25 protein-coding genes and 2 pseudogenes are annotated in these 24,805 nt (G+C 56.4%); 13 read left to right on the top strand and 14 right to left on the bottom strand.

All coding sequences use genetic code 11. The annotated features are described in order from the left end of the window. Both B7364_RS18195 and B7364_RS13905 read left to right on the top strand, forming a co-directional pair. Nucleotides 1–333, top strand: a pseudogene (locus tag B7364_RS18195) (hypothetical protein); the annotation flags it as partial. A 205-nt stretch (nt 334–538) separates the two neighbouring features. Further along, nucleotides 539–1,606: pseudogene (locus B7364_RS13905) on the top strand (exo-beta-N-acetylmuramidase NamZ family protein); the annotation flags it as partial. A gap of 33 nt (nt 1,607–1,639) precedes the next feature. Here B7364_RS13905 and B7364_RS18190 read toward each other — a convergent pair. Further along, nucleotides 1,640–2,143 (bottom strand): TspO/MBR family protein, encoded by a 504-nt coding sequence (locus B7364_RS18190; RefSeq protein WP_085340641.1) that lies wholly within the window; start codon nt 2,141–2,143, stop codon nt 1,640–1,642. 180 nt (nt 2,144–2,323) lie between these two features. Here B7364_RS18190 and B7364_RS13895 point away from each other — a divergent pair, with 180 nt between their 5' ends. Continuing rightward, nucleotides 2,324–3,004, top strand: coding sequence for a zinc metallopeptidase (locus B7364_RS13895; RefSeq protein ID WP_085340640.1), 681 nt, complete (start codon nt 2,324–2,326; stop codon nt 3,002–3,004). A gap of 120 nt (nt 3,005–3,124) precedes the next feature. Here B7364_RS13895 and B7364_RS13890 read toward each other — a convergent pair whose 3' ends face one another. Continuing rightward, nucleotides 3,125–4,243 carry a patatin-like phospholipase family protein gene (locus B7364_RS13890; RefSeq protein WP_157893710.1) on the bottom strand — a complete coding sequence of 373 codons (1,119 nt, stop codon included), beginning with the start codon at nt 4,241–4,243 and terminating at the stop codon, nt 3,125–3,127. Nucleotides 4,244–4,473: 230 nt separating this feature from the next. Here B7364_RS13890 and B7364_RS13885 point away from each other — a divergent pair, with 230 nt between their 5' ends. From B7364_RS13885 to B7364_RS13875, 3 genes are read left to right on the top strand one after another with little or no spacing between them, the layout of a single operon-like run. Continuing rightward, complete coding sequence (locus B7364_RS13885) at nt 4,474–4,677, top strand: hypothetical protein (protein ID WP_085340638.1); 204 nt, start codon at nt 4,474–4,476, stop codon at nt 4,675–4,677. Continuing rightward, entirely contained in the window at nt 4,674–5,123 is a 450-nt protein-coding gene (locus tag B7364_RS13880; RefSeq protein ID WP_085340637.1) for a hypothetical protein, read from the top strand. The genes B7364_RS13885 and B7364_RS13880 overlap by 4 nt, the downstream gene beginning before the upstream one ends. Before the next feature lie 11 nt (nt 5,124–5,134). Continuing rightward, nucleotides 5,135–5,503: a hypothetical protein gene (locus B7364_RS13875; RefSeq protein ID WP_085340636.1), complete on the top strand. Its 369-nt coding sequence runs from the start codon at nt 5,135–5,137 to the stop codon at nt 5,501–5,503. A gap of 56 nt (nt 5,504–5,559) precedes the next feature. Here B7364_RS13875 and B7364_RS13870 read toward each other — a convergent pair whose 3' ends face one another. Further along, on the bottom strand, nt 5,560–6,396 hold the full coding sequence (locus B7364_RS13870; protein ID WP_157893709.1) for an SDR family oxidoreductase: 837 nt from the start codon (nt 6,394–6,396) through the stop codon (nt 5,560–5,562). Nucleotides 6,397–6,527: 131 nt separating this feature from the next. Here B7364_RS13870 and B7364_RS13865 point away from each other — a divergent pair, with 131 nt between their 5' ends. Then, on the top strand, nt 6,528–7,478 hold the full coding sequence (locus B7364_RS13865; protein WP_085340634.1) for an AraC family transcriptional regulator: 951 nt from the start codon (nt 6,528–6,530) through the stop codon (nt 7,476–7,478). 151 nt (nt 7,479–7,629) lie between these two features. Here B7364_RS13865 and B7364_RS13860 read toward each other — a convergent pair whose 3' ends face one another. Next, nucleotides 7,630–7,890 carry a hypothetical protein gene (locus B7364_RS13860; protein ID WP_157893708.1) on the bottom strand — a complete coding sequence of 87 codons (261 nt, stop codon included), beginning with the start codon at nt 7,888–7,890 and terminating at the stop codon, nt 7,630–7,632. Between the two features lie 45 nt (nt 7,891–7,935). Between B7364_RS13860 and dapB the strand changes: the two genes are divergently transcribed. After that, nucleotides 7,936–8,742: a 4-hydroxy-tetrahydrodipicolinate reductase gene (gene dapB / locus B7364_RS13855; RefSeq protein ID WP_085340632.1), complete on the top strand. Its 807-nt coding sequence runs from the start codon at nt 7,936–7,938 to the stop codon at nt 8,740–8,742. Between the two features lie 21 nt (nt 8,743–8,763). Here the strand turns inward: dapB and B7364_RS13850 are convergent, their stop codons facing one another. From B7364_RS13850 to B7364_RS13840, 3 genes are all read right to left on the bottom strand, one after another. Beyond that, entirely contained in the window at nt 8,764–9,189 is a 426-nt protein-coding gene (locus B7364_RS13850; RefSeq protein ID WP_085340631.1) for a hypothetical protein, read from the bottom strand. A gap of 983 nt (nt 9,190–10,172) precedes the next feature. Continuing rightward, entirely contained in the window at nt 10,173–11,135 is a 963-nt protein-coding gene (locus B7364_RS13845) for a KpsF/GutQ family sugar-phosphate isomerase (RefSeq protein WP_085340630.1), read from the bottom strand. Between the two features lie 24 nt (nt 11,136–11,159). Then, on the bottom strand, nt 11,160–11,747 hold the full coding sequence (locus tag B7364_RS13840) for a hypothetical protein (protein WP_085340629.1): 588 nt from the start codon (nt 11,745–11,747) through the stop codon (nt 11,160–11,162). Nucleotides 11,748–11,857: 110 nt separating this feature from the next. On the opposite strand from B7364_RS13840, the gene B7364_RS13835 reads away from it, so the two are divergent. After that, on the top strand, nt 11,858–13,024 hold the full coding sequence (locus tag B7364_RS13835; RefSeq protein WP_198534258.1) for an alpha/beta fold hydrolase: 1,167 nt from the start codon (nt 11,858–11,860) through the stop codon (nt 13,022–13,024). On the opposite strand, the gene B7364_RS13830 is transcribed toward B7364_RS13835, so the two are convergent. After that, nucleotides 13,025–13,843: a WecB/TagA/CpsF family glycosyltransferase gene (locus tag B7364_RS13830; RefSeq protein ID WP_085340627.1), complete on the bottom strand. Its 819-nt coding sequence runs from the start codon at nt 13,841–13,843 to the stop codon at nt 13,025–13,027. It abuts the gene before it with no gap. A gap of 142 nt (nt 13,844–13,985) precedes the next feature. Between B7364_RS13830 and B7364_RS13825 the strand changes: the two genes are divergently transcribed. Next, nucleotides 13,986–14,663, top strand: a complete 678-nt coding sequence (locus B7364_RS13825) for a TetR/AcrR family transcriptional regulator (RefSeq protein ID WP_085340626.1) — start codon at nt 13,986–13,988, stop codon at nt 14,661–14,663. On the opposite strand, the gene mnmD is transcribed toward B7364_RS13825, so the two are convergent. The 3 genes from mnmD to motA all read right to left on the bottom strand — a co-directional run bounded on the left by mnmD (nt 14,551) and on the right by motA (nt 17,964). Continuing rightward, nucleotides 14,551–16,404: a tRNA (5-methylaminomethyl-2-thiouridine)(34)-methyltransferase MnmD gene (gene mnmD / locus B7364_RS13820; protein ID WP_198534257.1), complete on the bottom strand. Its 1,854-nt coding sequence runs from the start codon at nt 16,402–16,404 to the stop codon at nt 14,551–14,553. The genes B7364_RS13825 and mnmD overlap by 113 nt on opposite strands. Before the next feature lie 115 nt (nt 16,405–16,519). Further along, nucleotides 16,520–16,915, bottom strand: coding sequence for a hypothetical protein (locus tag B7364_RS13815; protein WP_157893707.1), 396 nt, complete (start codon nt 16,913–16,915; stop codon nt 16,520–16,522). Between the two features lie 179 nt (nt 16,916–17,094). Next, nucleotides 17,095–17,964 carry a flagellar motor stator protein MotA gene (motA, locus tag B7364_RS13810; protein WP_085340623.1) on the bottom strand — a complete coding sequence of 290 codons (870 nt, stop codon included), beginning with the start codon at nt 17,962–17,964 and terminating at the stop codon, nt 17,095–17,097. Nucleotides 17,965–18,212: 248 nt separating this feature from the next. On the opposite strand from motA, the gene B7364_RS13805 reads away from it, so the two are divergent. Then, the gene (locus B7364_RS13805) at nt 18,213–19,478 is read left to right on the top strand and encodes an MFS transporter (RefSeq protein ID WP_085340622.1); all 1,266 of its coding nucleotides are present in this window, start codon (nt 18,213–18,215) and stop codon (nt 19,476–19,478) included. Nucleotides 19,479–19,488: 10 nt separating this feature from the next. Here the strand turns inward: B7364_RS13805 and B7364_RS13800 are convergent, their stop codons facing one another. Both B7364_RS13800 and B7364_RS13795 read right to left on the bottom strand, forming a co-directional pair. Continuing rightward, nucleotides 19,489–19,902, bottom strand: a complete 414-nt coding sequence (locus tag B7364_RS13800; RefSeq protein ID WP_085340621.1) for a metallopeptidase family protein — start codon at nt 19,900–19,902, stop codon at nt 19,489–19,491. Nucleotides 19,903–19,938: 36 nt separating this feature from the next. Next, entirely contained in the window at nt 19,939–20,793 is an 855-nt protein-coding gene (locus B7364_RS13795; protein ID WP_085340620.1) for a hypothetical protein, read from the bottom strand. 86 nt (nt 20,794–20,879) lie between these two features. Between B7364_RS13795 and B7364_RS13790 the strand changes: the two genes are divergently transcribed. Both B7364_RS13790 and B7364_RS13785 read left to right on the top strand, forming a co-directional pair. Beyond that, nucleotides 20,880–21,539, top strand: coding sequence for a Fe2+-dependent dioxygenase (locus B7364_RS13790; RefSeq protein ID WP_085340619.1), 660 nt, complete (start codon nt 20,880–20,882; stop codon nt 21,537–21,539). Between the two features lie 4 nt (nt 21,540–21,543). Then, complete coding sequence (locus tag B7364_RS13785) at nt 21,544–22,824, top strand: bifunctional folylpolyglutamate synthase/dihydrofolate synthase (protein WP_085340618.1); 1,281 nt, start codon at nt 21,544–21,546, stop codon at nt 22,822–22,824. Here the strand turns inward: B7364_RS13785 and B7364_RS13780 are convergent. Further along, nucleotides 22,817–24,757, bottom strand: coding sequence for a beta-galactosidase (locus B7364_RS13780; protein ID WP_085340617.1), 1,941 nt, complete (start codon nt 24,755–24,757; stop codon nt 22,817–22,819). The two genes, B7364_RS13785 and B7364_RS13780, sit on opposite strands and share 8 nt — an antisense overlap. Nucleotides 24,758–24,805 lie beyond the last annotated feature (48 nt).

Here is a 24,805-nt window from a genome sequence, read left to right as displayed (position 1 = left end):
TTCATACCTCAACGGTATGTGGCCCTCGGCGAATGGGTACTGATGACCGGCCATACGGAGCGTTCCAAAGTACTCGAAGCTCGAGATGCGGGCGTAAATGAAATAGTTGCAAAACCGATTTCTGCCAAAACTCTGCTTGATCGGATCGTCGCGGTCATCAAACAACCTAGGGGCTTTATAAAAACTTCAAGTTATACAGGTCCATGTCGCAGGCGTAATTCTGGCTTAAAGGACTATAGTGGACCGCGTCGCCGTAAATCAGACATGGAAAAAAACGTAAAGCTAGAAAAATGTCCAATCCAGGAGATCGTAGAATCAAGCGTCCAATCTTGAAACTGCATCGAAGGTGTATTGCGACCATAACTTCCGGCAGATCCGACGCTATGGTTGAAAGTGACGTGCTCCCTAATCCGGTCATTTATAAGTAGAGTCTGTTCGCTTTTGACGTGCACCCACCGCTGCCGCGGCAGCATCAGGGGTCGTTCCAGGCCTTGAAGTCCTATTGGGGCCAAAGCGGGCACTGTTGGCAGGCAAGCGGGTGGGTCTGATCACCAATCCAACCGGCGTGACGCGCGGGCTTGAAAGCGCGGTCAATCTGATGGCGCAGGCGACTGATTTTAGGCTTGCCGCGCTATTTGGACCCGAACATGGTGTGCGCGGCGATGCGCAAGCTGGCGCGGCTGTTGCCGATCACTTCGATGCGCGCACGGGCCTGCCGGCCTATAGCCTTTATGGTGCCACCCGCAAGCCGACGCCTGCCATGCTTACCGGGCTCGATGTGTTGGTATTTGACATTCAAGACATTGGGGCTCGCTATTACACCTATCCTTGGACGCTGGCGCTGGTTATGCAAGCCGCACGGGAAGCTGGGATTGGCGTCCTTGTGGCCGACCGGCCCAATCCAGTGGGTGGGGACAAGGTTGAAGGCCCCGTGCTGGACCCCGCCTTGGCAAGTTTTGTTGGGGCCTATCCGATTCCGGTCCGCCATGGCCTGACGATGGGCGAGCTGGCGCTGATGATGAATACGGACTTCGGCATAGGCTGTGACCTGACCGTGGTGACCTGCGCCACGTGGCAACGCGAGAAGGACTTTAGTCAGACAAGCCTGCCATGGGTGCCGCCTTCGCCCAATATGCCCACTTTGGATACGGCCTTCCTGTATCCGGGAACCTGCCTGATTGAGGGGACAAATCTATCTGAAGGTCGCGGCACGGCCAAGCCGTTTGAGTTGTTTGGCGCGCCCTTCATCGATGCGCCCGCGCTGGCAGATCGGCTAAACCAGCGCAAATTGGCCGGGGTACATTTCCGCCCGGCCTATTTCACGCCGACCTTCTCTAAGCATCAGGGCCAGCTTTGCGCGGGCATACAGGTCCACCTTTTAGACCGCGCGACACTAGCCCCGGTAGACCTGGGCCTCGCCATCTTGCTCGATGTCTCCAGCCTCTACGGCAAAGAGTTTTCCTTCTTGCCCGGCAATCCGCCTTTTTTCGACAGGCTGGCAGGACTGTCCTGGCTGCGCGAAGCCATTGTGGCGGGGGAAAGTCTCGAAAGCATCCGTGCGCGCTGGCAGCCGGAACTTGAGGCTTTCAAGCGCAAACGATTGGATTGGCTCTTATATCGCTCAAGTCGCAGGCCGCCCTCACGCCCCGCCGCTGACGGGTGGGGTTTTGGTCCCAAAGGGTCCATTGAGACGGACGATGACGTAATTGAGATAGGTCGCGAACGTGACCCAGAGCACATAGGGCACCAAAAGGGCGCTGGCGAGCGGTGAAAAAGGCAATACGCCCACGCAAAGCGCCACCACCGAGACCCAAAGAAAGAAGGATTCCGCCAAAGCCCAATCGGGTCGCTTCAGCGCGAAAAATAAGGGCGACCACAAAAAGTGAAAGACGAAATTGGCCGCATAAAGCCCAATCACAATCCTCTGGTCCAACGGGCTGGCGGCCCCTTCCCAAGCAAGGACTGCCGCCCAAGCCGCTGCCGATAGAATAAGGGTCCAAGCAGGGCCAAACAGCCAATCGGGCGGCTGCCAACTTGGCTTTTTCAGGGCGCGATACCACGGCCCAATCGTGGTCAATGCGCCCCCCGCACCCGCCAACAAAAGCGCCCAAAGTATCGCAGCAAGGATATGTGGTTCAGGCATGGGCGCTCTATGCGGCTGTTGGGACAAACTAGCAAGACACAATGTCTAGAGCTACGCCAAAAGGTGGCAGGCGGGTCGAGGTATTCGCCCATGGACCTATCAGCGCGTCAAAGCCCCTTTTGATAGGACGTGACTTCATCCCTCATTTCCAAATGGACGTGCGTGCCCTATCTATAGGCTATGCCAATCCTGATCATCCTTGGAATTCTCGCACTTTTGGCTTTGATCTTCGGCCCACAATATTGGGTCAAGAGCGTGATGGCGCGCCATGCCGCAGACCGGCCGGACTTCCCAGGTACGGGGGGAGAGCTTGCTCGCCATTTGTTGGACGAAGCAGGTCTTGCCGACGTAGGCTTGGAGCAAACCTCAGAGGGGAGCGATCATTACGACCCGATTGCCCGGGTCGTCCGGCTTTCGCCTGGCAATCTGAGTGGCCGCTCCGTGACGGCGGTGGCGGTGGCGGCCCATGAAGTAGGCCATGCGATCCAGCACCGCGATGGCGACCCTTTCCTCGTAACCCGCACCAAATGGGCGGCGGGACTTGCAGGCGTCGACAAAATTGCCTTTTGGATGCTGATCTCTATTCCGTTTGTGGGCATAGTGATCAAATCACCCCTGATCGCCCTGCTGCAAATTGGGGCCATTATCGCCCTTTTGAGCGGGCGCGTGCTCATGCATGTGTTGACCTTGCCAATGGAAATCGATGCGAGCTTTAAGCGCGCGCTACCGGTGTTGGAACAGGGCGGCTTTTTGCAAGGCGAAGATCTGGCTAAAGCCCGCCAAGTGCTGAAAGCCGCCGCGGGCACCTATGTCGCCAGCGCTTTGGCCACGCTTCTCGATGTGATCCGCTGGATACGATAAGCGCTGCATTGGGTTTATCAAACCGAAGCTGAATGGACCGGGCACAGCCTGTCGCGAAGCCGGTTTGGGTCAAACGTGAAATCATAATTTTACAAAGGGCGCACTGGGCTGCTCTACGGCCTACGGCATCGCCGCAATGGGTACTTCCCCCAGTTCTGCGGCCAGGGCGTTGGCACTTTTCCAGGCTTGCCCACGCATAGCCAAGCCAAGTCCCTCATCAAAGAGCGATTGCATACTGGGCTGATCCATCACGAGGGAGCCTTGATAGGGGAAGTCTGGCGGAATCCAGGTTAAGCGAAGCTCCATCTCGTTCCGGGTCGCGAAATAGGCAGTCAGCGCCATATTTTGCCGCGCGCGATAGACCTGATCAATTTCAAAGCTGCGCGGAATGATAGAAGTGGTTTTGAGCGCGCCATTTGCCGGACCAATGTCGATTTGACTATTGAGGACGACATAAAGATTAGCGCCCTTCAGGCGGCGTATGGCGTCATCGCCCAGAGACATATTGGCAGGCACCACAAAAAACGGCACAGCAACCCCGCCATCGACATGCATCTCTTGAAAATGCTGACCGCCGCTGTCGACATCGATGAGTTTCGGCGGAAAGACAGCTGGGATGGAGGATGAAGCCACCAGAACATCTATGAAAAGCTTTCGCGCGCTGGGTCCGCCCTGCTCTGCGATCAGGCCCATATTCCAAATGGTCGAGGCCCCGGTATCGATATTAGTGGTAGCCACCAGTAGAAGCCGCCCCTTCCGGCTTTCGCGCGCAATGGCGGCCATGAATTGCGGCGTCACGTGGCGGTCGATCCAGTCAATGAAGTGATCGGTGCGATAAAGGCTGGTTTGAAACAAAGCCCCAATGCCCCGGCGTACAACCAAGCTGGCAGTTTGGGGGGCGGTGTAGATTTCGGTGATGGCCCCATCCCAGTCCGGCCCCAAAAAGGCATAGGGCGCGATCAAAGCGCCACTGCTGACCCCAGTTACGATTTCAAACTGCGGCCGCCTACCCGACCGTTGCATCCCCATCAAGATTCCTACGCCAAAGGCACCACCCGCCCCGCCGCCGGATAATGCCAGAATATCGATAGAGCCATCCGACGCTGCAATGGCTTTATTGTACAAAGCAGTCACCACGCGACTTGTTTGCGGGTCGTAGGAATTAATCCTCACATCAGCCTGATAATTGGTCGGTGCGACAAGAGCAGAGCTTATCGGCGGGGCCGGTAAGCGTGACAAGGTTGCACATCCTGCAAGTAGGCTCGCTGCGGCAACAGCCAGAATTCTTCTAAACACCGGCGCAAGCCCCCTCACGCGCAAGGGTGCTGCGACGTTGGCCCGATGTAGAGATTCAGGCGTGCGCCGCTTTGATGCAGATCAAATCGGCTGCGAAACGCAAAGCCCCATTGCATCCACCATCGGAACCAAGAATTGGATGACGCGTTTTGGGTGCCTGAGGATGATAAATCATGAACCCAACACAGCCGGACGACACGAACCGGGACCTTGTAACTGTGGCGATTCAGCCGAACGCTGACGCGCCGCTGGACAGCGCAGCCGACGAAATCGGCCCTTTGTCCGACTTCATTCGGCGACAACCCGTTTTGACCCTGTCGATTGCCTTTGGCCTAGGTCTGTTGGTCACAAGCCTGTTGGCGCGGAAGCGCACATGATCGGCCGTGCCCTATCCTTGCGCGTGTTTGCCGTCATTTTTGCCTTAGCTTGTGCAATCTTCTTGATTGTGGCGGGCTACCGCGCGCTTTTCGTCTTTGCTGGGCCGCTTCTTGCCCCCGTGATCATGGCTGCAGCTTGTGGGCTTGCTACCTTGAGCCTGCTTGGCTTGACCCAGCTGCGGGCTAGCCGCCGCAAAATGCGCCTGCAAGCGGTCGTCGCGAGTTTGATTGATCACAAGCCAATGGCGGCCTTGGCGGCAGCGCTGGTTGCCGGGGCAGCCGCACGCTTTGGCATAGAACCTGAAGACCTCTTCCCCATTTTTGAGGCGTTTGCCCCAGACGGCTTAGCACCCGACACAAGCCAAGAAGCACCCCCAGCCTCCGCCGTATCGCCCATGCCCCAGTCGCAAACACACCCAAGCCCACCGCGTCAAAGCGTCCATTAGGAATACATCACATGCCCAATTCAAACGAAAAGCTCGTCGCCGGTATCGCAGCCCTCATTCCCGTCGCAATCGACGCCTTTAAGGACGATCATGTAGACCGCCAAGTTGATGCGATCCTGACCAATCCAAAGGTTCGAGATACTGGGTCGCGCATCGCTAAGCAAGCCGAGAGCTATTTTCGGGACTTGCTGAAAAGCAATAAGTTTACCCGACAAGTCGCCGCACAATTTCGGCCACGCCCGTCCGTAGCCCCAGCGATTGTGACAGGCCTCGCCGTTGTGGTGGTCGCCGGGCTGGTCTTTGCCTATTTTGACCGACGCAAAAAGCCTAAGACCGCGCCAGAAAGCCAAGAACCCGCGGCAGAGCCCGCGGCCACCTAAAGGCAACTAGGCCAGACTGCCCAAGGACTGTCTGGCCACCCGCTAATTGAACCGCCCTAAACCGTCCAAGCGTCTTTATAGTCTTGCGCGTAAGCGGCAAAGGTTCTGGGCTTGACGCCGGTGATGGCCTCCACCGCCGGGGTGATGGCTTGTGAATAGCCAGCCTTGAAGAAGCCCAGAATGGTGATCAGAAAATCGGCATAGTCTTTAGGCAGGCCAGCGGCGAGAAGCTGGGCCAGCATCGCCTCATCGGAAATCTCCTCATAGGCAATCGTCCGGCCAATGGCGTGTGACAGGATGGCTGCCGCTTGGTCGTGATCAAGCGCCTCTCCCCCAGTCAGATCAAACTCCTGATTGTCGTGCTCATGACGGGTGAGGAGGACTGCCGCGACTGCCGCGATGTCGCGTGCATCAATGAAGCTGCCCTTCGCCGAGCCGACTGGCAACAGGATTTTGCTCTGTTCCAAAATGCCTTGGATCCAAAAAGTATGGAAGTTCTGCATGAACCAATTGGGGCGGATGATGTTATAGGCAAGGCCCGATTTCTCCAGATGTCGCTCAACTTGCCTGAACGGGGCTGCCTCATCCGCATTGGCACCCATGGCCGTCATGAGGACGATCTTCTGCACGCCACTGGCGACCGCTTGGTCGATCACCGGATTGAGTAATTCGTTCTGATTGGTATGGCCTGGGGGCGAGAGCAGGAAGGCCGCCTCCACCCCGTCAAAGGCGGTGGCAAGCCCTTCGCCCGTAACCAGATTGAGGTGAACCTCTTGGGCCGAAGCAGAGGCACGAGAAGTCGCGCGCACCACGTCATGGCCCTGTTCAGACAAGAGCCTTACGAGTTCTGAGCCGACCGTTCCGTTCGCGCCGACGACTAATATCTTGGACATCTTCATTTCCTTTCATAAGTTAGTGCCTTGCATTTATTCAATGAAAGTGGGATGATGAATGGCAAAAATAACAATTTTCATGTCAAATCGTCCTGCATTCGGCGTGATTGACAGAGATATGGATAAGGGTGATGGACCTTCTAACAGACATTTTGCACGAGGCTGGCCTGAAGCGCCGCCTGTTAGACGTTCGCACTTTGGATGCGCAAACCCCGCTGCTGTTTCCTTGCGAGAAGAGCATGGGTCTGCATGTGGTCACACGCGGTCGGGTCTATACTCACTCGGCGAGTCTGCGTGAACCCATTGCTCTGGAGGCAGGCTCAGTTGTCCTGATGGCGCGCGGGTGCACCCATGTGCTCAGCACTTCGCCCAGCTATGACCCGGCCCAAGTTCTGCCGATCGCAAGTGACTTAGCCGTGGCAGCTTTGACCTATAGCCCCTTGCCCAGTTCCAGCAGGCTGATCAGTGGGGCCTATCAATTTTGGCACGAACCCGTACATGCCCTCTTTCGCGAAATTCCAGACTGGTTTGTGCTGGACGGGCAAAGCTTAGCCAAATTTCACCCATTGACTTTGACGATCGGCCTGTTGGACGAAGAAATGAATAAGCCCTCTATGGGTGGACAAACAATCGTTTATGGCCTGTTGGATGTGATCTTTACCTATCTGGTCCGAGAGATGGTCGACCAGTTGGGCCACACCCGGGCCGGCTGGAGCCAAGGGGTCGCGGATCTACAGATCCGCAAGGCGGTGACCGTTATGCATGAAGACCCCTCGCATGGCTGGACATTGGAGGAACTCGCCAAGCAGGCGGGCCTGTCACGTACCCTATTGGCAGAGCGATTTCGCCGCACCATGGGTGACACGCCTTTGAGCTATTTGCGGGTCTTGCGGGTTCAAAAGGCGATGACCCTCCTAGCCGAAGCTGACCACACGTTGGAACATATCGCGCGCGCCGTGGGATTTAGCGATGCCTTTAGCTTCTCCAAAGTTTTCAAGAAAATCGTTGGCCAATCGCCCAGCGATTTCCGCCGTCAGGCCAAACTGGACCAGACCTCACCTTGGAAACTGAGCGCGATGTAACGGTGCTTGGACGCTGCCAGCGCGCGCGTTTTTTGAAGTCGATATCGCCTAATTGACAGCACACACGCCAAAAAAAGGCGGAAAAGCCGAATCTCTTTCGCCCTTCTTTGAACAAAAGTCGTACAAACTAGAAGTTGGCCGTAAAGCTGATTTAGCCAACGCCGCCATTCATCCCAAATGGACCATCGCTGTGTGGGAAGACCTGATCACCGAGCAGACCGTACAAGTTTGGTGAGCGCACGAAAGTTCCGGCATCTGCAATGGTATTTTGGCTGGCGGAGAAGGACGGCGCGACGTTCTTAACCGTATCAATCATGTTGGCGGTGGATTGGCGGGTGATTTCCGACGCCGTCATCACGTCAACAGGCGAGGCCGATGTGGCAACGCACCGGTCGGTCCGGCGGATAGGCATGCAAAGCCCTTGCATCTGAGACCCCGCTCAGACTATCGAAAGGGCATGAGTATTCAACTAGCCATAGCCGGGGCGGCCGGTCGCATGGGTCGGGCTTTGATTGCCGCGGCAAGCAGCGAAGCTGGCCTGACCATTATTGGCGGGAGTGAGCGCGCTGGCAGCGCCGCCCTAGGTGCCGATCTTGGCCTCTTGGCCGGTGGCGAAGGCTTGGGTGTAGTTTGTGTTGAAAGCCCGCTTACAGCCGCCCAAAGCGCTGACGTCTGGATTGATTTTACCACGCCGACAGCATCGCTTGCGGCATTGGCGGCCCTGAAAGGTTCCGGCGTGAAAGCCATCATTTTGGGCACAACGGGGTTTGAGCCCGCTCAAGAAGCCCAGATCGCTGAAGCCGCCCAACACTTTTGTATCGTGCGCAGCGGCAATTTCTCGCTCGGCATCAATCTCTTGCTGGGCCTTGTCAAACAAGCCGCCGAACGCCTGGGCCCCGAGTGGGATATTGAGATTTTTGAAGCCCATCACCGCCGGAAACTCGATGCGCCGTCGGGCACGGCCTTGATGCTGGGTCAAGCAGCGGCCAAGGGCCGCGGGGTTTCTCACACCGATGTTGCGACCTTTGACCGACATGGCGCGACAGCCACCCGAAAGCCGGGCGAGATTGGCTATGCCGTCGCGCGGGGTGGCGGCATTATTGGCGACCATGAGGTGATGTTTGCCAGCGATGACGAAGTCATCCGCTTTAGCCATTCAGCCCTCAACCGCGCCATCTTCGCCAAAGGTGCCTTCGTCGCCGCCCGCTGGGCCGCAGGCCATGGCCCCGGCCTTTATGATATGTCGGACGTGTTGGGGCTATAGGGCTGGCTGATCAGCGGCCGCTTACCCGGGCACCAGCCGTCGACTGGCGACAATCGTTCCCAACTGGCGCAAAGTCTTGCCATTCACGGGCACAATCGTGTGGGCAGCCCTAATGGCGTCAAATTCTTTCGTGATACCCGCATAACCATCTGGGTTTGGGTAGCCGACCATTACCAAAACATCCCAGTCCGCATCAGTCTCAGCCGACGACAAGAGCCGATAGTCTGTCATCAAGCCCCGTTCGACGGCAATCCTGTCCATTTCGAACCAATTTGCTTGGATGAATTGGCAAAGTGCAGCACGATTGCCCTCGCTGGCCTTGAGAAACGTCAACTCATACGATGCGGCCTTAGGCGGCGCGGCGTGCGCCTGACTTGGCGAAGCCGATGCCATTCCAACCGCCGCCATTAAACCCAAGCCCAAAGTCCGCTTTGAACATGCACCCATTTGCGACCTCACAAGCGCTCAATGGCCATCCTATTGTGCCTCTAAGCCAGCACTATCTGGCGGGGATCGCGGCAGAAGGTCAATCTTCGCTTTGGTTAAATTGGCTTCATGCAGAAGCAAGCCGATACCACCCAAGGCGACCGAAATGGGTCTAGAACAGAAAACTGCCTGAGCCGTTATCATTGAGCCGGTCCCCTGATCTGGTGCCATAAAGCCCCTTGAGGTGCCCGCTTGCCACTTCCTTCGGGCAGGGATGGCATTGTTTCGGAATTCTTTTTATCTGGACGCGCTTTGGTGACCCTTCTGGTCCACCAAACCGCTTCATCCAGTGTGTTCGGGCGATTTGTCGCGTCAAATCGCCCAGCAACAATTGAGTTTGGCCTTTGGGGCAGGCACAGCCTGCACCAAAGCCTTCCAGATAAAAACCTTTTTCACGGTGTCATCCCGGACGGCGCTAGCCGATCCGGGACCTTGTGGCGCAAAAGCGTAAGGAGGTCCCCGCTCGAAGCTCACGCTTTGGCGGGGATAACGGTGGTTTTGGATCGGTGAAGATTTTGTCTAGAAGGCCTTGGCCACAGGCTGTGCCTGGGCAAAGGCCTTGCTGGAACACAAGCGCCCACAAAGAAGTGTCGGGCGGCCTCAAGTCAAGCAGGGTGCAGCCTTGAACCGTTCCAAAACCATAGGACCAACACCCAGCACAACCACTTCAGGTTTTGCTTGACTGGTGAGCTCTCCAAGGCTGGAGTGCGCCCTGACGTCCGAGGCAAATTGCCTCTCAAATATGCCATTCACTAATAACTCGTCCTGCAAGCATAGGTTAAACTATTTTGCCCTCATTTTACGCTTACAATTGGAGTCTTAGTGGTACAAATAATTTGTCTAATCAGATTATTTGGTCCCTAGATAAATTTGCATCTGATACTGCACTGCGATTAGCAAAACTGAAGTATAGAGGACTGAATTTGAACTGACGTGTCTGCCCCCTACATCACGCCCGCCCGCAGCAAATCATGCAGGTGCAAGAGGCCAACGGGCTTTTCGTCTTCATCCACCGCAAACACGACAGAGCGGCCGGAATGGTTGAGTTCGGCGAGGGCTTCGGCAGCGAGTGCGTGGGGGCTGACGACCATGGGGTTCATGGTCATGACTTCGCCGACAGTGAGATGAGCGAAATCGGAGCCGGCTTTGCGGCGCACGTCGCCATCGGTCACGATGCCGATCAAGCGGTCTTGGTCATCAATCACACCGGTACAACCAAAGCGCTTGGCCGTCATGGTCAGGAGGGCTTCCATCATGGGTGTGGTTGGACGGACTAAGGGTAATTCGTCTGCCTGATGCATCAGGTCTGCCACCGACTTCAGCATCGCCCCTAATTTGCCGCCGGGGTGATAGACGCGGAAGTCGCTGGCGGTGAAGCCGCGCCGCTCTAACAGTGCGACAGCCAAAGCATCGCCATAGGCGATCTGCATAGTGGTTGAAGTCGTCGGGGCGCGCGTCTCGCCACAGGCCTCAGGCGCGTCGGGCAAGAGCATCAGATAATCGCCTGCCTTGCCGAGTACGGAGGCTGCATTGGCGGTCATGGCGATGATGGGAATTTTGAAGCGCTTGCCATAGGCGATCATGTCCGACAGCTCAGGCACTTCGCCGGATTTGGAGAGGATGAGGAGAATGTCATCTGTGCCAATCATGCCCATATCGCCATGGCTGGCTTCGGTCGGGTGGATGAATTGGCTGGGTGTTCCGGTGGAGGCCAAGGTCGCGGTGATCTTGCGCGCCACATGGCCAGACTTGCCAACGCCGGCACAGATCAGGCGGCCCTTCATGGTGCTGACCTTCTCAACAATGGCAGCAAATTCAGTCCCGATGGAGGCTTGTAGACGGCGCAGGCCTTCCAATTCAACTTCGAGGACGCGCTGGGCGGCGGCGATGGCGGAAGATTGGCTCATGAGGGCGCTTTCGTGTTGATCGTCTTAATTCGGAATGGCGGGGGCGGCATCGGGCTTGGCAAAGATGATGGCTTTGACCTCAATCCCGCCTTCGCCACCTTGCACGCTGGGCCAGATGGCAAGCGCGCGCGGTTTTGCCGTCGTGGGAGGCAGATTAAAGGTTACACTGGTGAAGCCGGGGCTGACGGCCTGCTCATTCCAAGCGACGGGGCCTTCTGTAACCCAACCAATTGCCATGGATTTGGCAGGCAAACGGGCAGTGGATTTGACGATCACACGCACGGTCGTCGCACCGCTGGCCACATGATTGGCCAAAGCGTCACCAAAGCTCAAGCGGACGCCTTTGGAGTAACGGGCATCTGGGGCCAAGGCACTTGTTGCGGTCATACGCACGCCCTCAAGGTCGCCGCGCGGGCCCGGCGGTGCCATGATGGGGAAGCCCGGGGCTGGGCGTACCTGCGCCAGTTCTGCGCCTTCAACCACCCAGCCGAGATTGGTCTGCCGACCATCTACCGGCTGGCCTTGGGCCTTGGCCAAGGGCAGGACCGCGATGCCCACCAGCGCTGCGGCGAGGGCAGCCATAAGCGCAAAGAAAAAAGGAAAGCGTTGCATGAGATTGTTCTTGCCTGTGCGCGCTTCTCCCTGCAAGCCTCAAAGCTTGCGAGGTTTTTCCCGTGTGGCGTTAGACTATGTCGCACCTTGGTTGCAAGAAAGGCGAGAGCGTGACCCGTTTCCCCATCGACCGTTTGCCGGTCACCTTGATGTTTCAAGACCAATCGGGCTTCAAAGAGACCTATGGCGGTAATCAGGATTGGGTGCTGTGTGAGGGCCAATTCTTAAAGCCCAAGGAAGCCCCGCCCTGTAAGACGATTGTGTTGTTCATGCATCCGTCGGGCACCATGAATTATTTGCCCATGCCGATTGCGCTGGCCCATGCGGGCATCCCAGTCATGACCTGTGGGTCGCGCTATCCCCATAATGATACGGCCTTGATCATGGAGAAGGTGCTGATCGATCTTGGCCGCTATGTGCGCCATGCCAAGACGGTCTTGGGGTTTGAGAAAGTGGTTCTGGCGGGTTGGTCAGGTGGTGGGTCGCTGTCGCTCTTCTACCAAGCCCAAGCCGAGAAGCCGACAATTGAGGCAACACCTGCGGGCGATTTGGTTGATATCGTGGGAGCTGGTCTGATCCCAGCAGATGGGGTGATGCAATTGGCCGCCCATGTGAGCCGGGCCATCACCTTGTCGGAGTGGATCGATCCGGCGATTGTGGATGAGCTCAATCCAGATAAGCGCGATGCTGCTTTCGATATTTATGCGCCAGATGCCCCACATCGACCGCCCTATTCTGAAGCGTTTCAAGCCACGTATCGGGCCGCCCAACGTGCCCGTATTGCCGCCATCACAGCCGATGTGCGTCAGAGGCTGGAGGACTTTAAGAAGCGCGGTGAAGTCAATCGCGAGCATTGCTTTGTCGTGCATGGCACGATGGCGGACTTACGCTGGCTAGACCCCTCGATTGACCCCAATCAGAGGCGGCCCAATTGGTGCTATATGGGTGATCCAAAAACCGTGAATATGAGCGCGGCGCATCTGGCGCGCTATTCAAGCCTGCGGTCTTGGTTATCACAATGGTCTGAGGAGAGCCGGGCTGATGGTCCTGCTTGTGCCGCCTTGGTTACTGTGCCGGCCCTTGTGCTGGAAAATTTGGCCGACGATGCGTGCACGCCCTCGCACGCGGCGCGCATACGCGCTGGCTTCACCCAAGTCACCCCGCATTTCCATGCCATCGACGGGGCCACGCACTATTATCTGGGCCAACCTGCCAAGGTCGCCGAAGCAGTCACCCATATCCAAAGCTGGATGGAGGAGAACAAATTTATAGGATGATTAGCGCTGCTTGCGCCACGCCATCCAGATCCGAACAATCTTTGGACCTTCAACCAAATAGCGTCGCCATAACTTCTGTGGCTCGTCTAGAAGGCGGAAGAGCCATTCGAGACGAAGCTGTTGCATCCATTTGGGCGCGCGCTTTCGGGTGCCGGACAAGAAGTCGATGGATGCACCGACGCATAGGCCAATTCCGATGGCCTTGCCTTGTTGCTGGACAAGGCGTGCGAGCATTTCTTGCTGGGGAGAGCCAACGCAGAAAAAGGTGAAGCGGGCTGGATTGGCTGCAACAAAAGCTGCGGCTTCTTCCATCGCGGCTTGATTGGTACGCAAGCTAAAAGGTGGTGCATGCCAGCGCAGGTTGGTTAGGCCAAAGCGGGTCCGAACCGTTTCGATCACATCCTGTGTGCCACCGATCACAACGACGGTTTCTGCCGGATCCATGCACGTTTCGAACAAGGCTTGCGTCAAGTCAGATCCAGGGCAGGCTGGCAAAGATAGGCCGGAGAGATCGGCCAAAGTCTGTAAAATCCGGCTATCATTCACATTGGCCCAAGCGCCTTCATAAAGCCCCAGCAGAGCGGGCTCGCGCTCGAGTCGAACAAGGTGATCCACATTTGGTGTGCAGAGATAGACAAAGGCTTGTTTCGCACTTCCAATTTCTTCGACCCGCCGCAGCAGGCTTTCAGGACTAAAGCCCGAGAAATGGACTCCCATGAAATCTTGTTCACGGCCTTCGTGGCGGCGATCTAGAAGAAGCGTGTCCTCTGCAGGATCGGCGGAGCTGCCATTTTCATGCGGAAAAGCCAAGTTTGTCATACTTTTAACTCGCAGAAACTTCTTTCTAACCCATTACACTCAGAGAAAATCAACCTTAAATACTCAAAATTCTGCAGATACCTGTCTTGATAATTACTAAGGGTTGTGGAAAATGGGTCTTGTCCTTGAGTGGTAGGGTCCCATGCAATCCCAACAGATGCAGCAAATCCTAGATGTGGCGGGAGACCTCTTCTTCGAATATGGCTTCTGGAACGCGAAGGTGAGTGACATTGCTGCCCGCAGCGAAATCTCAACGGCCTCGATCTATAAAGCCTTCGAGTCGAAGGACGCCTTGTTCCGCGCTGTTTTGGCGCGCGGATTAAACCAACTGAAACTTTTGACCAAGCCCCTTCCAGAGGAAGAAAATCCCGTCAGTCGGCTCATGCAGGCCTCGCAACGCTACCAAGATTTATGCGCGTCTCCTCTGCTTCGTGATCTGATCCGAGCACCGATTGAGCATAATTCTATCCCCTTGACGTTTAGACGCTCGATGTGTCGCCAAATCCGCGCCGCACTCGAAGGAATTTGTATGCCTCCTCTGCAGGCTTGTGGCGAGGCCGGTTTGCTGGACCCCAGTCGGCTCAAAGATGCCTTTCGGCTCTTAAGTGCCTATATTGAGCACCAGACTCTCTGGTATGGTTTGTTGGTCAGCCCGACGGGCAGAAATCCGGTTAAGGACGACCAGGTGGCTCAAGAGGCGGTTAGAATTACGCTTTCGGCTTATCCACCAAGGCAGGACGAGGCGTCTGCCCCTTTTGACGGCGATGCTCAAAGCGTTGTGGGGATACCGCTGAGATCACATCGCGCTCCAAAGGACTAGGCTCGTGGCAGGCAAGCGATGCGACATGTTCGGCAAGCCAATGGGCGGTCGTAAAGCCGCGTGAACCCAGAGCACCCAACATAAAAAGACCGGGTCCGGCCTCGCCCATTTTCGGGAAGGCCGCTCCGGCAAGCGGCAAACGGTCCTTCGCCGCCGCCCGCACACTGGCCCGACCAGTGGCCGTCGCAAGCTCAATCCGGCTCGCGAGGTTTGGAGCAATTTCTGATAAGGTTTCAACGTTCTGGAGATGGCCGGTCGGCGTTACGATCGGCTTATCCTCGCGTGAAAGATCCCAAGGATCAAAAGTCGCGCCAAACAATAATCTTTCGTAGAAGGCGGCAGCATAAGGTCCACCTGCTACTACTATTTCGGGTAAAGGCCCTTCGATTTGAGCCAGACTGATCTGCCCTGCGCGCCCCTCTAGCTCTGTGGAAAGGCGGACAAATCGCTCAAGCTTCGGACCTGTCGCAACCACGCAAATCGGGGCCGATGCCACGACACTGCCCGTCCCGGCAAGGGCCTGCCAATTGCCTGCCTCGAACCTCAAGGCGGACACAGAGACTGGGTGACGTGTCGCATTACCCATAAGGCGGGGTAAAAGACGATCAGGAAAAACCACTCCCCCTGTCCGATGCAAGAGGCCCCCACCTTCTAGCCCGTCTAGGAGTTCCGGTGGGAAAGGTGGATCTTGCGCCAAGTCACCCAATCGCAATCGATCTCGATCATCCCCAGGCAATTCTTGCACTTGGGTTTGCGCAAACACATCATCGTCGAAGCTTGCGTAGAGACGTGTGGCATGCAGGTAAGCCGCGCGGAAGAAGCGTGCCTCGCGCGTGTCGCCGCGATCAAGCCGTGGCATAACCAAGGCGGCTGGGTTGCGGCTTGCCATGACCTGGCCACAAGGATCGGCCTCTATCAGATGGACTTCTAGGCCGCGTTGGGCGAATGCGTGGGCAGCCGCCGCACCGCCAATACCGCCTCCAATCACGAGGACAGAGCGTGGCTTAGCCGGAGTATCTGCCCGTTGACCGGGCCAAACAGCTTCAAGTCGTTGTCGTTTTGAGCCAAAGCCCGGCAAACGCGCGACCTCAAATCCACAGGCCTCGAGGCTACGACGAACATGGCCCGCCACAGAATAAGTCGCAACTCGGGCCCCCGGAGATGAAAGGCGTCCGACTTCTTGGAGAAGCTCCGGGGACCACATGTCTTCATTTCGGCTCGGCGCAAACCCATCTAGGAACCAAGCGTCTGCTTGAAAATCCATCGCCTGTAAGCTGCGCAGAGCAGGGCCGATCAGAATAGTCAGGCAAAAGCCATCCGCCTCAAACCAAATGCGTTGATTACCAAAAGCTCGCACCGGCCAGCTGGCCAGCAATAGACGCGACAATTCTCCCAGTTCAGGCCAATGAGCGTGTGCCCTTGCTGCATGCTGGGAAGCCATGAGGAAAGCTTCGGTCGTGATAAAATGTAGAATCTGACCATGAGCCCGTGTTCTACGCCACAAGTCCCACGTCGCCAAAACATTCAGGCCCGTGCCAAAGCCTAGCTCTGCGACGGTGAATACGGGCCGTTCCGCCCAAGCTTCGGGCAGCCGACAGCCTTGCAGAAAGACCTGACGCGTTTCTTCTAGACCATCATCGCGAGAGAAATAGCTATCTCTGAAGGCTTCACCTAAGATGAGGCCCGTCTCGTCAAAGGAAATGTTCGGTTTGGGAGGCAGGCGAGAGCTAGGCTTGGTCACGATACTCCGGCACTCCCTATCCATCCGTCTGCCCGTTTTGGCCCCTTAACGCAAAAAGGCCGCCCATTGGGCGGCCTTTCGCGCATTTACTTTCGCTAACGCGAAAGTAAGTGACTTACTTCTTTTCTTCGGTGACTGCGTTCACAGCTGCACCAGCAGCAGCGTCAACTGCGTTGGTTGCTTCAGTAGCTGCGGCGTCAACTGCGTTGGTTGCTTCGGTAGCTGCTGCGTCAACAACGTTAGCTGCTTCGGTAGCTGCTGCGTCAACAACGTTAGCTGCTTCAGTAGCGGCTGCGTCGACGGTGTTGGTGGTTTCAGCTGGCTTGCCGCATGCGGAAACGCCGAGAACTGCAACAACTGCTGCTGCTGCGAAAAGCTTCTTGAGCTCGATCATTGTATAATTCCTTCTTTGCCCTGAACGCCTCGTCTCGGGCGCAGTGACGGGTTCATTAGAAGGTGTCTCGTCATGAAGCAATAGCGTTACATCAGCAACTTTTGCTAAGTCTGCCATGCAATTTTGCCGTAACAAAGGCGTGTGCATACCCGCAACGGCATAGCTGCTACGAATAGAATTCTTTGCTAACTAAAAGCAATATCAATTGCTTATGGTTAAACGAATGATGCAGTCCAACCGGGACATATGTCGAAATCGTCAGATGTAAACTAAGTTTTTCTGACGATTTCGATCACTTATGCGTCGTTGGGCATATTGTTTAGCGCTTCTTCCAGCTTAGCAAAGGATGGCGCCAGCGAGCTTGGAACGCTGCCACGGCCAATTTCTACCGACACTTGCGCAGCATTGCCATGCAAGTGGGCGACCAGAACATCCATGATGATTTTGTAGAATTGGTGTTCTTCATCCAAGACCTGAACCAAGCGTGTCGCCATTGGGCCGACAATGCCATAAGCCAAGAACACGCCCAAGAAAGTGCCGACGAGCGCTTTACCGATCATGCCACCCAAAACAGCCGGTGGCTCAGTGATGGCACCCATGGTCTTAACGATACCCAACACTGCAGCCACAATCCCCAGCGCAGGCAGACCGTCTGCCATCGCTTGCAACGCATGGGACGCGCTATGGGCCTCATGATGGTGCTTTTCCAACTGCTTCTCCATCGCGGCTTCCACCTGATGGGGATCATCCAAGTTCATCGTCATCATGCGCAAAGTGTCGCAGATGAAGTCTGTGGCGTGGTGATCCTTCAAGATCTTGGGATAGCGCTTGAAGATTGCGCTTTCTTCCGGCTTTTCGATGTGGGCTTCTAAGGCCACAACGCCTTTTGCTTTCATGGTTTTGGTCAACGCAAACAGCAGGACCAGCAGATCCTGATAGTCTTGCGCCTTCCATTTTGGTCCGCCCGCGATCTTGCCAAGACCAGCGCCCGTGGCCTTGATTGTCTCAAGGGAGTTGCCGATCACAAAGGCACCGATGGCGGCACCGAAGATCATCATAAATTCGAGAGGTGCTGCATGGATAATCACGTCAAAGTGGCCGCCTGCGAGTGCGAACCCACCAAAGACCATGCCAAAAACGATCAGAAGACCGACGACGAGAAACATAGTGCGAAACCCATTCTGGAGTAATCGAGAGGTGCAAAGCCGCACCGGACACTCAAACTGCTTGCCGTTACCCATACAGGAGAAGACTTAACAGGCGGTGCAAAAAAGGTTTTTGAAGTCTTTCCAAGATCGATCAAATGCCGAATTTGCTTGGCCTTTGTCGAAAAACATCGCATGGAAACAGGACCCGTCGCGGCCTTGGCCTTCTCTATCTCGACTTCAAAATATTCTAAACGAGCGCTCGCCCTATGGCCGAACAAAGTCCAAATCTAGAGGTGCCAAAGCAAACTTACCGACTTTTGTTCGCCTGTCTGGCCATTGTCGGGATTGGCAATTCGATGCTGTTCGCGGTTTTGCCGCCCATCGCGCGCGAAACCGGCATGCCAGATTGGTCCGTCTCAGCAATTTTCACATTGTCTGCAGTTCTCTGGGTACTGACTAGCCCTGTTTGGGGTCGGATGAGTGACCGCAAGGGCCGCAAACCCATGATTGTGATGGGCTTAAGCGCCTATGCGCTTTCCACTGGTTCCTTCACAGCCATTGCCGCTATCGGCTTGATGGATCATTTCCATTGGCTCACGCTGTTCCTCGGCTTGGCAACAGCACGTTTGATTTTCGGAGCTTTTGGCTCTGCGACAAATCCTGCCGCTCAGGCCTATGTTGCCGATACCACGACGCCGGAAATCCGCACGCGCGAGATTGCTGCCGTGACATCGGCCTTCGCCTTTGGTTCGGCCGCCGGCCCAGCACTGGCAGCAGGCATGATTGCCAATATGGGGCTGCTCGCTCCGCTTTTTGCAACCACAACCCTAGCAATCATTGGTGCCTTATCCGCACGATTTTTCCTGCCAAACATCGAAATCTCCCCAGCAGCCAAGAAGTCGGCAGCACCATCTTCCGTTTGGCGCTTAGCACTCAGCCCTTCTGTGCGGCCTTGGTTGATGTTTGGCGTCGCCTTGTCGGCGGTGACGGCTGTGATGTTTCAACAAGTCTCCTTTTATTTCATAGACCGCTTAGGCGTGAGCCCGCGCGAAGGCGCAACGCTGACAGCAGTCGCCTTAGCGCTGGGGGCGATGTCTCAGATTATTGCCCAATTGGTCTTGATTCCGCGGCTCAGCCTATCGCCGCGTGGGTTGATCGTCTGGGGCTGCATAATTACTGGGGCTGGAGCCGCCTTAACTGCCCTCGGCGATAGCTTTGGCACCCTTTCGGTCGCGCAAGCCATGGTGGGGTTGGGTTTTGGCTTGGCTCGTCCAGGCTTTACGGGCGGCGCGTCACTGGCAGTTAGCCAGGATGACCAAGGCAGTGTCGCGGGCCTTGTGGTAGCAGCCAATGGCGCAGGATTTGTGGTCGCCCCCATTTTCGGCGCTGGCCTTTATGCGCTAGTGAGCCATCAAGCGCCATTTGTGCTGTGTGCCGTGGTGCTCTTACTATTGGCGCTCTATGGCCTAACCAGCAAGCAATTGGTGGGCGCGCCCATGGAGGAAAGCCCTCCAGATCAGCCGGGGGTATAGGCTTCAAAGTTTAGGCTTCCGCCTCTAACCGCTCCATGTCTGCATCGGATAGGCCCATATGATGGCCGATCTCGTGCACCAAAACGTGGCTTACCATATCTTCTAAGCTGACATCACCGCGTGCGCGCCACTCATTCACGATAGCTGCCCGATAGAGCCAAACTTCCGGCGGCGGCAAGAAACCCGAGTTCGCCAAATCCGCTCGCACACTGGCACCACGATAGAGGCCAGCTAATTGTAATGGATGACTCAGGCCCAAGCCACGCAAGGTGGCAGGGTCCGCGCCTTCAGCGACACGAAACACCACCCGCCCGCAGGCAAGGCGGAATGGCTCTGGCAAGCGCGCAAACGCTTTTTCCGCCAGAAAGGAGAGATCGTCGAGGCTGGGTTCACGCGGGTATGAGAAACCGAAAAGTTGCATCATCCCGATATGGGGACTCCGATGGCCTCGTGAAAGAGGCTAGCGGATTCCCGACAGAGTCAATTCGGCACGCGACGCCGCAGCCGTCACAGCCGCGGTAGCCGCTGGGGCGTCAGGGATGGTCACGCCGGGGAATAAGGCCACCAGGGCAGCTATATCCTTAGCCAATTGCGCCGTACGCTTTTCATCCTTGTTTCCAAGTTTGCTTTGGGCGCTCTTGAAAGCCTGCTCAGCAGCAAGGACAGCGCCAAAGGCGTGCTGGTACTCCGTTGGGTCATTACCATTTGGATGAACAACGCCGCTATAGAGACCTGAAGCAATGCCCAACATCCCCTTAATCACATCAGTATCAGAGGCCGCAGAACTGGTTTGTGCGGCTTGGGTCACTTTGAAGGCTGTGGCAAAGGCTGCTTCAATTTCTGCCTTGGCCTTTTTGCCATCAATCGCCGCGACGACGGCGTCATAGGCGGGCTTTAAATTTTTGGCCTTTGAATCCAGTTCCGCCGCATCTGGCTGATAGACTTCCAAGAGTCCTTGAGAAATCAAGACCGAAGCTTCATCGACTTGACCAGCCGCAAAAGACTTTTGCGCGACCAGCAAGAAGCCACTCAAATGCGTGACGCGCAGGCCAAGCCACGAAGCGGCGTCGACATTGGAATAAGCGTTTGCAGCACCGGCTTCACCACTCTCTCCACCTGCACTCGCAGCCGCCGGAGCGGGAGTTGGTTTTGCCCCTTCGCCTTCACCTTCACCTGCTTTGCTGGAAGCGGCAGCCTTTTCGCCATCAACTGCTGACGTTCCGCCTTCGCCGCCAGGCTGGCACGCGGCCACGCCGACCAAAGCCATTGCGCTGACACCCATGAGGGTCCACATGCGGGGCTTGAACTCAATCATATCTACTTCCTTGCTGCGAAAAACACTATTTTGTGAGTGTGACCGAGGCTAGATGAAAATGCAAGTCGTTTGCAGGTAGGGTGCTGATGTTAATTACTATGGATCAAATTCTGGGACCCGAAGACCTAGAGCGCGTGAGGTCCGAGGTTGAAACCCTATCCTTTATCGATGGGAAGGCCACCGCGGGGGCCTTGGCGAAAGCGGTGAAAAACAACCAGCAGGCCAAAGGAACAGCGGCAGACGCCCTAATTGACTTTGTGCAGCGTGCCTTGCAACGCCATGATGTGTTTCAAGCCGCTGCCCAGATTAAGTCTTACGGACCAATCCTGATCTCGCGTTATCAGACAGGCATGGCCTATGGCCTCCACGTCGACAATGCGTTTATGAATGGGGTAAGATCAGATCTGTCTTTCACTTTGTTTCTGTCAGATCCGGATAGCTATGACGGGGGTGCTCTCTGCGTTGAACAGCCTGCGGGTCGGCAAACCATTAAGCTGCCGGCCGGAAGTTTGGTGCTGTATCCCTCCACAACATTACATGAAGTTGAGCCTGTCACACGCGGGGAGCGTTTAGCGGTGGTCGGCTGGATTGAGAGCCGGGTTTTGTCCGCCGAAGGGCGCGAGGCTTTGTTTGACCTAGCCCAGGTGCGTGCCAGCCTTGCGCTTATGCCCGAAGTTGATCCCATGGTACGCCTGACGCTACAGAAGGCCGAAGCCAATCTGATACGCCTATTGAGCCGATCCTGATCCCATGAATGCTGCTGACTTATTCTATAGTTTCCCTCGGAAGATTGATTTGGGACTTGCGCGCGTTGCTGCAGCCCTCGAGGCCCTGGGCCGCCCGCAAGATTTGATCCCACCTGTTATTCATGTCGCGGGTACCAATGGCAAAGGCTCCACTGTCGCCTTCTTGCGCGCCATGGCCGAGGCTGGTGGCCTTTCCGTCCACGCCTATACGTCGCCGCATCTGGTCACGATTCATGAGCGTTGGCGGATTGCTGGTCAACTTATCGGCGAAGAAGCCCTTTTGGAAATCGGTCAGCGGATCCAAGCCTTGAGCAACCAAATCCCGCTGACCGTGTTTGAGGCTGAAACAGTTGCTGCCTTTGTCGCCTTTAGCGAGACCATAGCGGACCTGACTTTGTTAGAGGTCGGCCTTGGCGGGCGCTTGGATGCCACCAATATCGTCACCAAACCAAAGCTGACCATCATCACCCCAGTCGATTTCGACCATAAGGAAATGCTGGGTGATACTTTGGCCAAGATTGCGGGAGAAAAGGCTGGCATTTTAAAGCCGCACATCCCGTGCGTGGTCTCCCGCCAAGCCGACGAAGCACTAGCTGTGATTGAGCGGCGCGCCGAAGCTTTGGGGGTACCCCTTCTAGTCTTTGGGCGGGATTGGGATTGCTATCCTGAGCGCGGCCGCCTGATTGTGCAAATGCAAGACCGCTTGTTAGATTTGCCCTTACCTGGCCTGCCCGGGCACCATCAGTTCGAAAATGCGGGGGCCGCAGCTGTGGCCATGACCCTCTATGGCTTGGATGAAGGTGCAATCGCGACAGGTGTGCAACGAGTCAGTTGGCCTGCCCGGATGCAGCGCCTGCAAACTGGGCCCTACGCTGAAATGGCCTTGGCGGCGGGGGCAGAGCTTTGGTTGGACGGCGGTCACAACCCACATGGTGCGGCGGCGGCGGCATCCTATATGGCGAGTCTTCAAGCCAAAGACTGGCGCCGATTGGTGCTGATCACAGGCCAATTGGGCACCAAAGACCCCACTGGCTTTTTCCAAGCCTTTCAAACTTTGAAGCCTGAGGTCATTACCGTGCCAATCCGCACATCCGATGCCGGCCGCGCACCGTCTGAGCTCGCAGAATTGGCGCGCGCGATGGGCTTTGACGCTAAGCCTGCCGACACACCCATGGATGGATTGAGATCGGCCTTGGCGCAAAGCAGCAGACCTGCCCGTGTGCTGATCTGCGGCTCGCTCTATCTGGCTGGCGATGTTTTGGCCGAGGGCCCGTCCCTTACGTAATCCGCCAAGCCGCAACGCCCGCTGCGGCCAAGCTTGGGCCCCCGATAACATAGTCAAAACGATCGGCCTCGGGGACATGATCGCCTAAGTTCACGGCCTCGGCCTCATAATTGAGTGCAAACATAAACTCGCCCCGTTGGCGCAAGCGCAGGCCATCGGGCAGGTCCAACGCGGCGATGCCAAGGGTTTCGCAGCGCCGCCGCAGTACTGCATCGAGAAGCGCCGCATCCGGCCAGCAGGCCAGATAGTCGACTTTGTCGGCATGATACCAAATGCCATGCCCGCTCGCTGTCTTGGCTTCGGGCACGAGGTCGGTTTGGATATGCTCCAGCCAACGTGTCACCCTATAAGGGCCAGCCTGTTCCACATGACCCGGACGCAAACTTTCAACACGGTTGACAACCAGGGGGATCAGCTCTTGCGCCAAGCCTGGGGCGAGATTAGCAGGGATTTGGAAATCTTGGGTTTTTGAGCCCGCGCGCGGCCCCAACACACAGGCCGCACCACTGGCCTTAATCTTTGCGCTCAATCCTTCTGGCCAGAAAATCTGCAAGGGACAGAGGATCAACTGATAGCCCCCGAGATCGGCACTTGGGTGCACCACATCAACCGACAAGCCCAACCGGCGCGCCGCGCTATAGAAGTGGATCAGAAGTTCCAGCCCGCGATAGTCCCGGCCTTGCGGCTGGATCTGGTTGGCCCAAATAGCTTCATAATCAAACAAAAGGGCGACTGGTGCTTGGATCGTGATGGCCCCAGTGACTGCTTGGAGTTCTGCCGCAACTTGGCGGGCTTCACGGGCTGCTTCGGCTTCTGCGCTGTCGGGTCGCAACAGGCCCGCATGCATTTGTTCTTGTGCAAACGGCGCTTGCCGCCAGCGGAAGTAAGAGACGCATTCGGCCCCATGGGCTAAAGCCTCCCACGTCCATGCGCGCACCATGCCGGGCAATGGGGCTGGGTTCCAAGGAGCCCAATTCACGGGACCTGGCTGTTGCTCGATGACCTGCCAGCGGCCCCGACCCACGCCACGATAGAGGTCGTGGTGGAAAGCAGTGAAGTCTGGATGGCCTTGACGTAGGAAACGCTCTTTGGTGGCATCCGGCCACCAAGCCTGCTCTAAAAAGCCTAAGGGATAAGAATCCCAAGCGGCCACATCCAATTGCTCGCCGAGCTTGAAATGATCAAAAGCGGTGAACATGCCCATATAATTGTGCAGCACATCCTTTCCCGGACTGTGGGCTCGCAGGATATCGGTCTGCACGCGGTCAAAGGCAGCGACTTCATCGCTGGCAAAGCGCGCCCAGTCTTGGCGATGGGCTGGATTGGCCTCGGTGACAGTCTCAACCGGAGGATCAATCTCCTCAAAGCTACGATATTCCATACTCCAAAACACATTGCCCCAAGCCTGATTCAGGGCTTCAATCTTGGTATACTTTGCGGCCAGCCAGACGCGAAAGGCCGCACGGGCGGATGTAGAATAGGAGATAATCGTATCGTGACAGCCATATTCATTATCAGTCTGCCACGCCACAATCGCAGGGTGATTGCCATAGCGCCTGGCTAAAACCTCAACAATCCGGGCACATTCGGCGCGGTATGTCAGGCTTGAGAAACAATAATGTCGCCGCGAGCCAAAATGGCGAGGTCTACCATGTGCATCGACAGCCAAAACATCGGGGTGCGCATCGATCAACCATTTTGGCGGGGTTGCGGTCGGTGTGCCCAAAACAATATGCAGGCCGTTTTGGTGCAAGGATTCAATCGCCCGATCCAGCCAGCCCCACTCAAAAGTGCCAGGCGTCGGCTCAATCCGGCTCCACGCAAACTCTCCAATCCGCACTTGGGTAATGCCGATTTCGGCCATGCGCTTGGCGTCTTCAGCCCACATAGCTTCAGGCCAATGTTCAGGGTAATAGCAAACGCCTAGCTTCATGTCCGTTTTCCATCTTGGCAGCGTGCCGAAATAAACCTAGCGGTGTTC

This window comes from Aquidulcibacter paucihalophilus (assembly GCF_002105465.1).
Taxonomy (GTDB): domain Bacteria; phylum Pseudomonadota; class Alphaproteobacteria; order Caulobacterales; family Aquidulcibacteraceae; genus Aquidulcibacter; species Aquidulcibacter paucihalophilus.
This window is presented reverse-complemented; position numbering and strand designations above follow the sequence as displayed.

Bases quoted from the DNA above. Each gene is read 5' to 3' on its own strand.
- B7364_RS13870 (WP_157893709.1), bottom strand. From the start codon at position 6,396: ATGTCCAAGATATTAGTCGTCGGCGCGAACGGAACGGTCGGCTCAGAA.
- B7364_RS13830 (WP_085340627.1), bottom strand. From the start codon at position 13,843: ATGACAAACTTGGCTTTTCCGCATGAAAATGGCAGCTCCGCCGATCCT.
- B7364_RS13865 (WP_085340634.1), top strand. From the start codon at position 6,528: ATGGACCTTCTAACAGACATTTTGCACGAGGCTGGCCTGAAGCGCCGC.
- B7364_RS13785 (WP_085340618.1), top strand. From the start codon at position 21,544: ATGAATGCTGCTGACTTATTCTATAGTTTCCCTCGGAAGATTGATTTG.
- motA (WP_085340623.1), bottom strand. From the start codon at position 17,964: ATGTTTCTCGTCGTCGGTCTTCTGATCGTTTTTGGCATGGTCTTTGGT.
- B7364_RS13780 (WP_085340617.1), bottom strand. From the start codon at position 24,757: ATGAAGCTAGGCGTTTGCTATTACCCTGAACATTGGCCTGAAGCTATG.
- B7364_RS13875 (WP_085340636.1), top strand. From the start codon at position 5,135: ATGCCCAATTCAAACGAAAAGCTCGTCGCCGGTATCGCAGCCCTCATT.
- B7364_RS13885 (WP_085340638.1), top strand. From the start codon at position 4,474: ATGAACCCAACACAGCCGGACGACACGAACCGGGACCTTGTAACTGTG.
- B7364_RS13895 (WP_085340640.1), top strand. From the start codon at position 2,324: ATGCCAATCCTGATCATCCTTGGAATTCTCGCACTTTTGGCTTTGATC.
- B7364_RS13850 (WP_085340631.1), bottom strand. From the start codon at position 9,189: ATGGGTGCATGTTCAAAGCGGACTTTGGGCTTGGGTTTAATGGCGGCG.
- B7364_RS13815 (WP_157893707.1), bottom strand. From the start codon at position 16,915: ATGGCAGACTTAGCAAAAGTTGCTGATGTAACGCTATTGCTTCATGAC.
- B7364_RS18190 (WP_085340641.1), bottom strand. From the start codon at position 2,143: ATGCCTGAACCACATATCCTTGCTGCGATACTTTGGGCGCTTTTGTTG.
- B7364_RS13860 (WP_157893708.1), bottom strand. From the start codon at position 7,890: ATGCCTATCCGCCGGACCGACCGGTGCGTTGCCACATCGGCCTCGCCT.
- B7364_RS13840 (WP_085340629.1), bottom strand. From the start codon at position 11,747: ATGCAACGCTTTCCTTTTTTCTTTGCGCTTATGGCTGCCCTCGCCGCA.
- dapB (WP_085340632.1), top strand. From the start codon at position 7,936: ATGAGTATTCAACTAGCCATAGCCGGGGCGGCCGGTCGCATGGGTCGG.
- B7364_RS13880 (WP_085340637.1), top strand. From the start codon at position 4,674: ATGATCGGCCGTGCCCTATCCTTGCGCGTGTTTGCCGTCATTTTTGCC.
- B7364_RS13795 (WP_085340620.1), bottom strand. From the start codon at position 20,793: ATGATTGAGTTCAAGCCCCGCATGTGGACCCTCATGGGTGTCAGCGCA.
- B7364_RS13800 (WP_085340621.1), bottom strand. From the start codon at position 19,902: ATGATGCAACTTTTCGGTTTCTCATACCCGCGTGAACCCAGCCTCGAC.
- B7364_RS13845 (WP_085340630.1), bottom strand. From the start codon at position 11,135: ATGAGCCAATCTTCCGCCATCGCCGCCGCCCAGCGCGTCCTCGAAGTT.
- B7364_RS13790 (WP_085340619.1), top strand. From the start codon at position 20,880: ATGTTAATTACTATGGATCAAATTCTGGGACCCGAAGACCTAGAGCGC.
- B7364_RS13825 (WP_085340626.1), top strand. From the start codon at position 13,986: ATGCAATCCCAACAGATGCAGCAAATCCTAGATGTGGCGGGAGACCTC.
- B7364_RS13805 (WP_085340622.1), top strand. From the start codon at position 18,213: ATGGCCGAACAAAGTCCAAATCTAGAGGTGCCAAAGCAAACTTACCGA.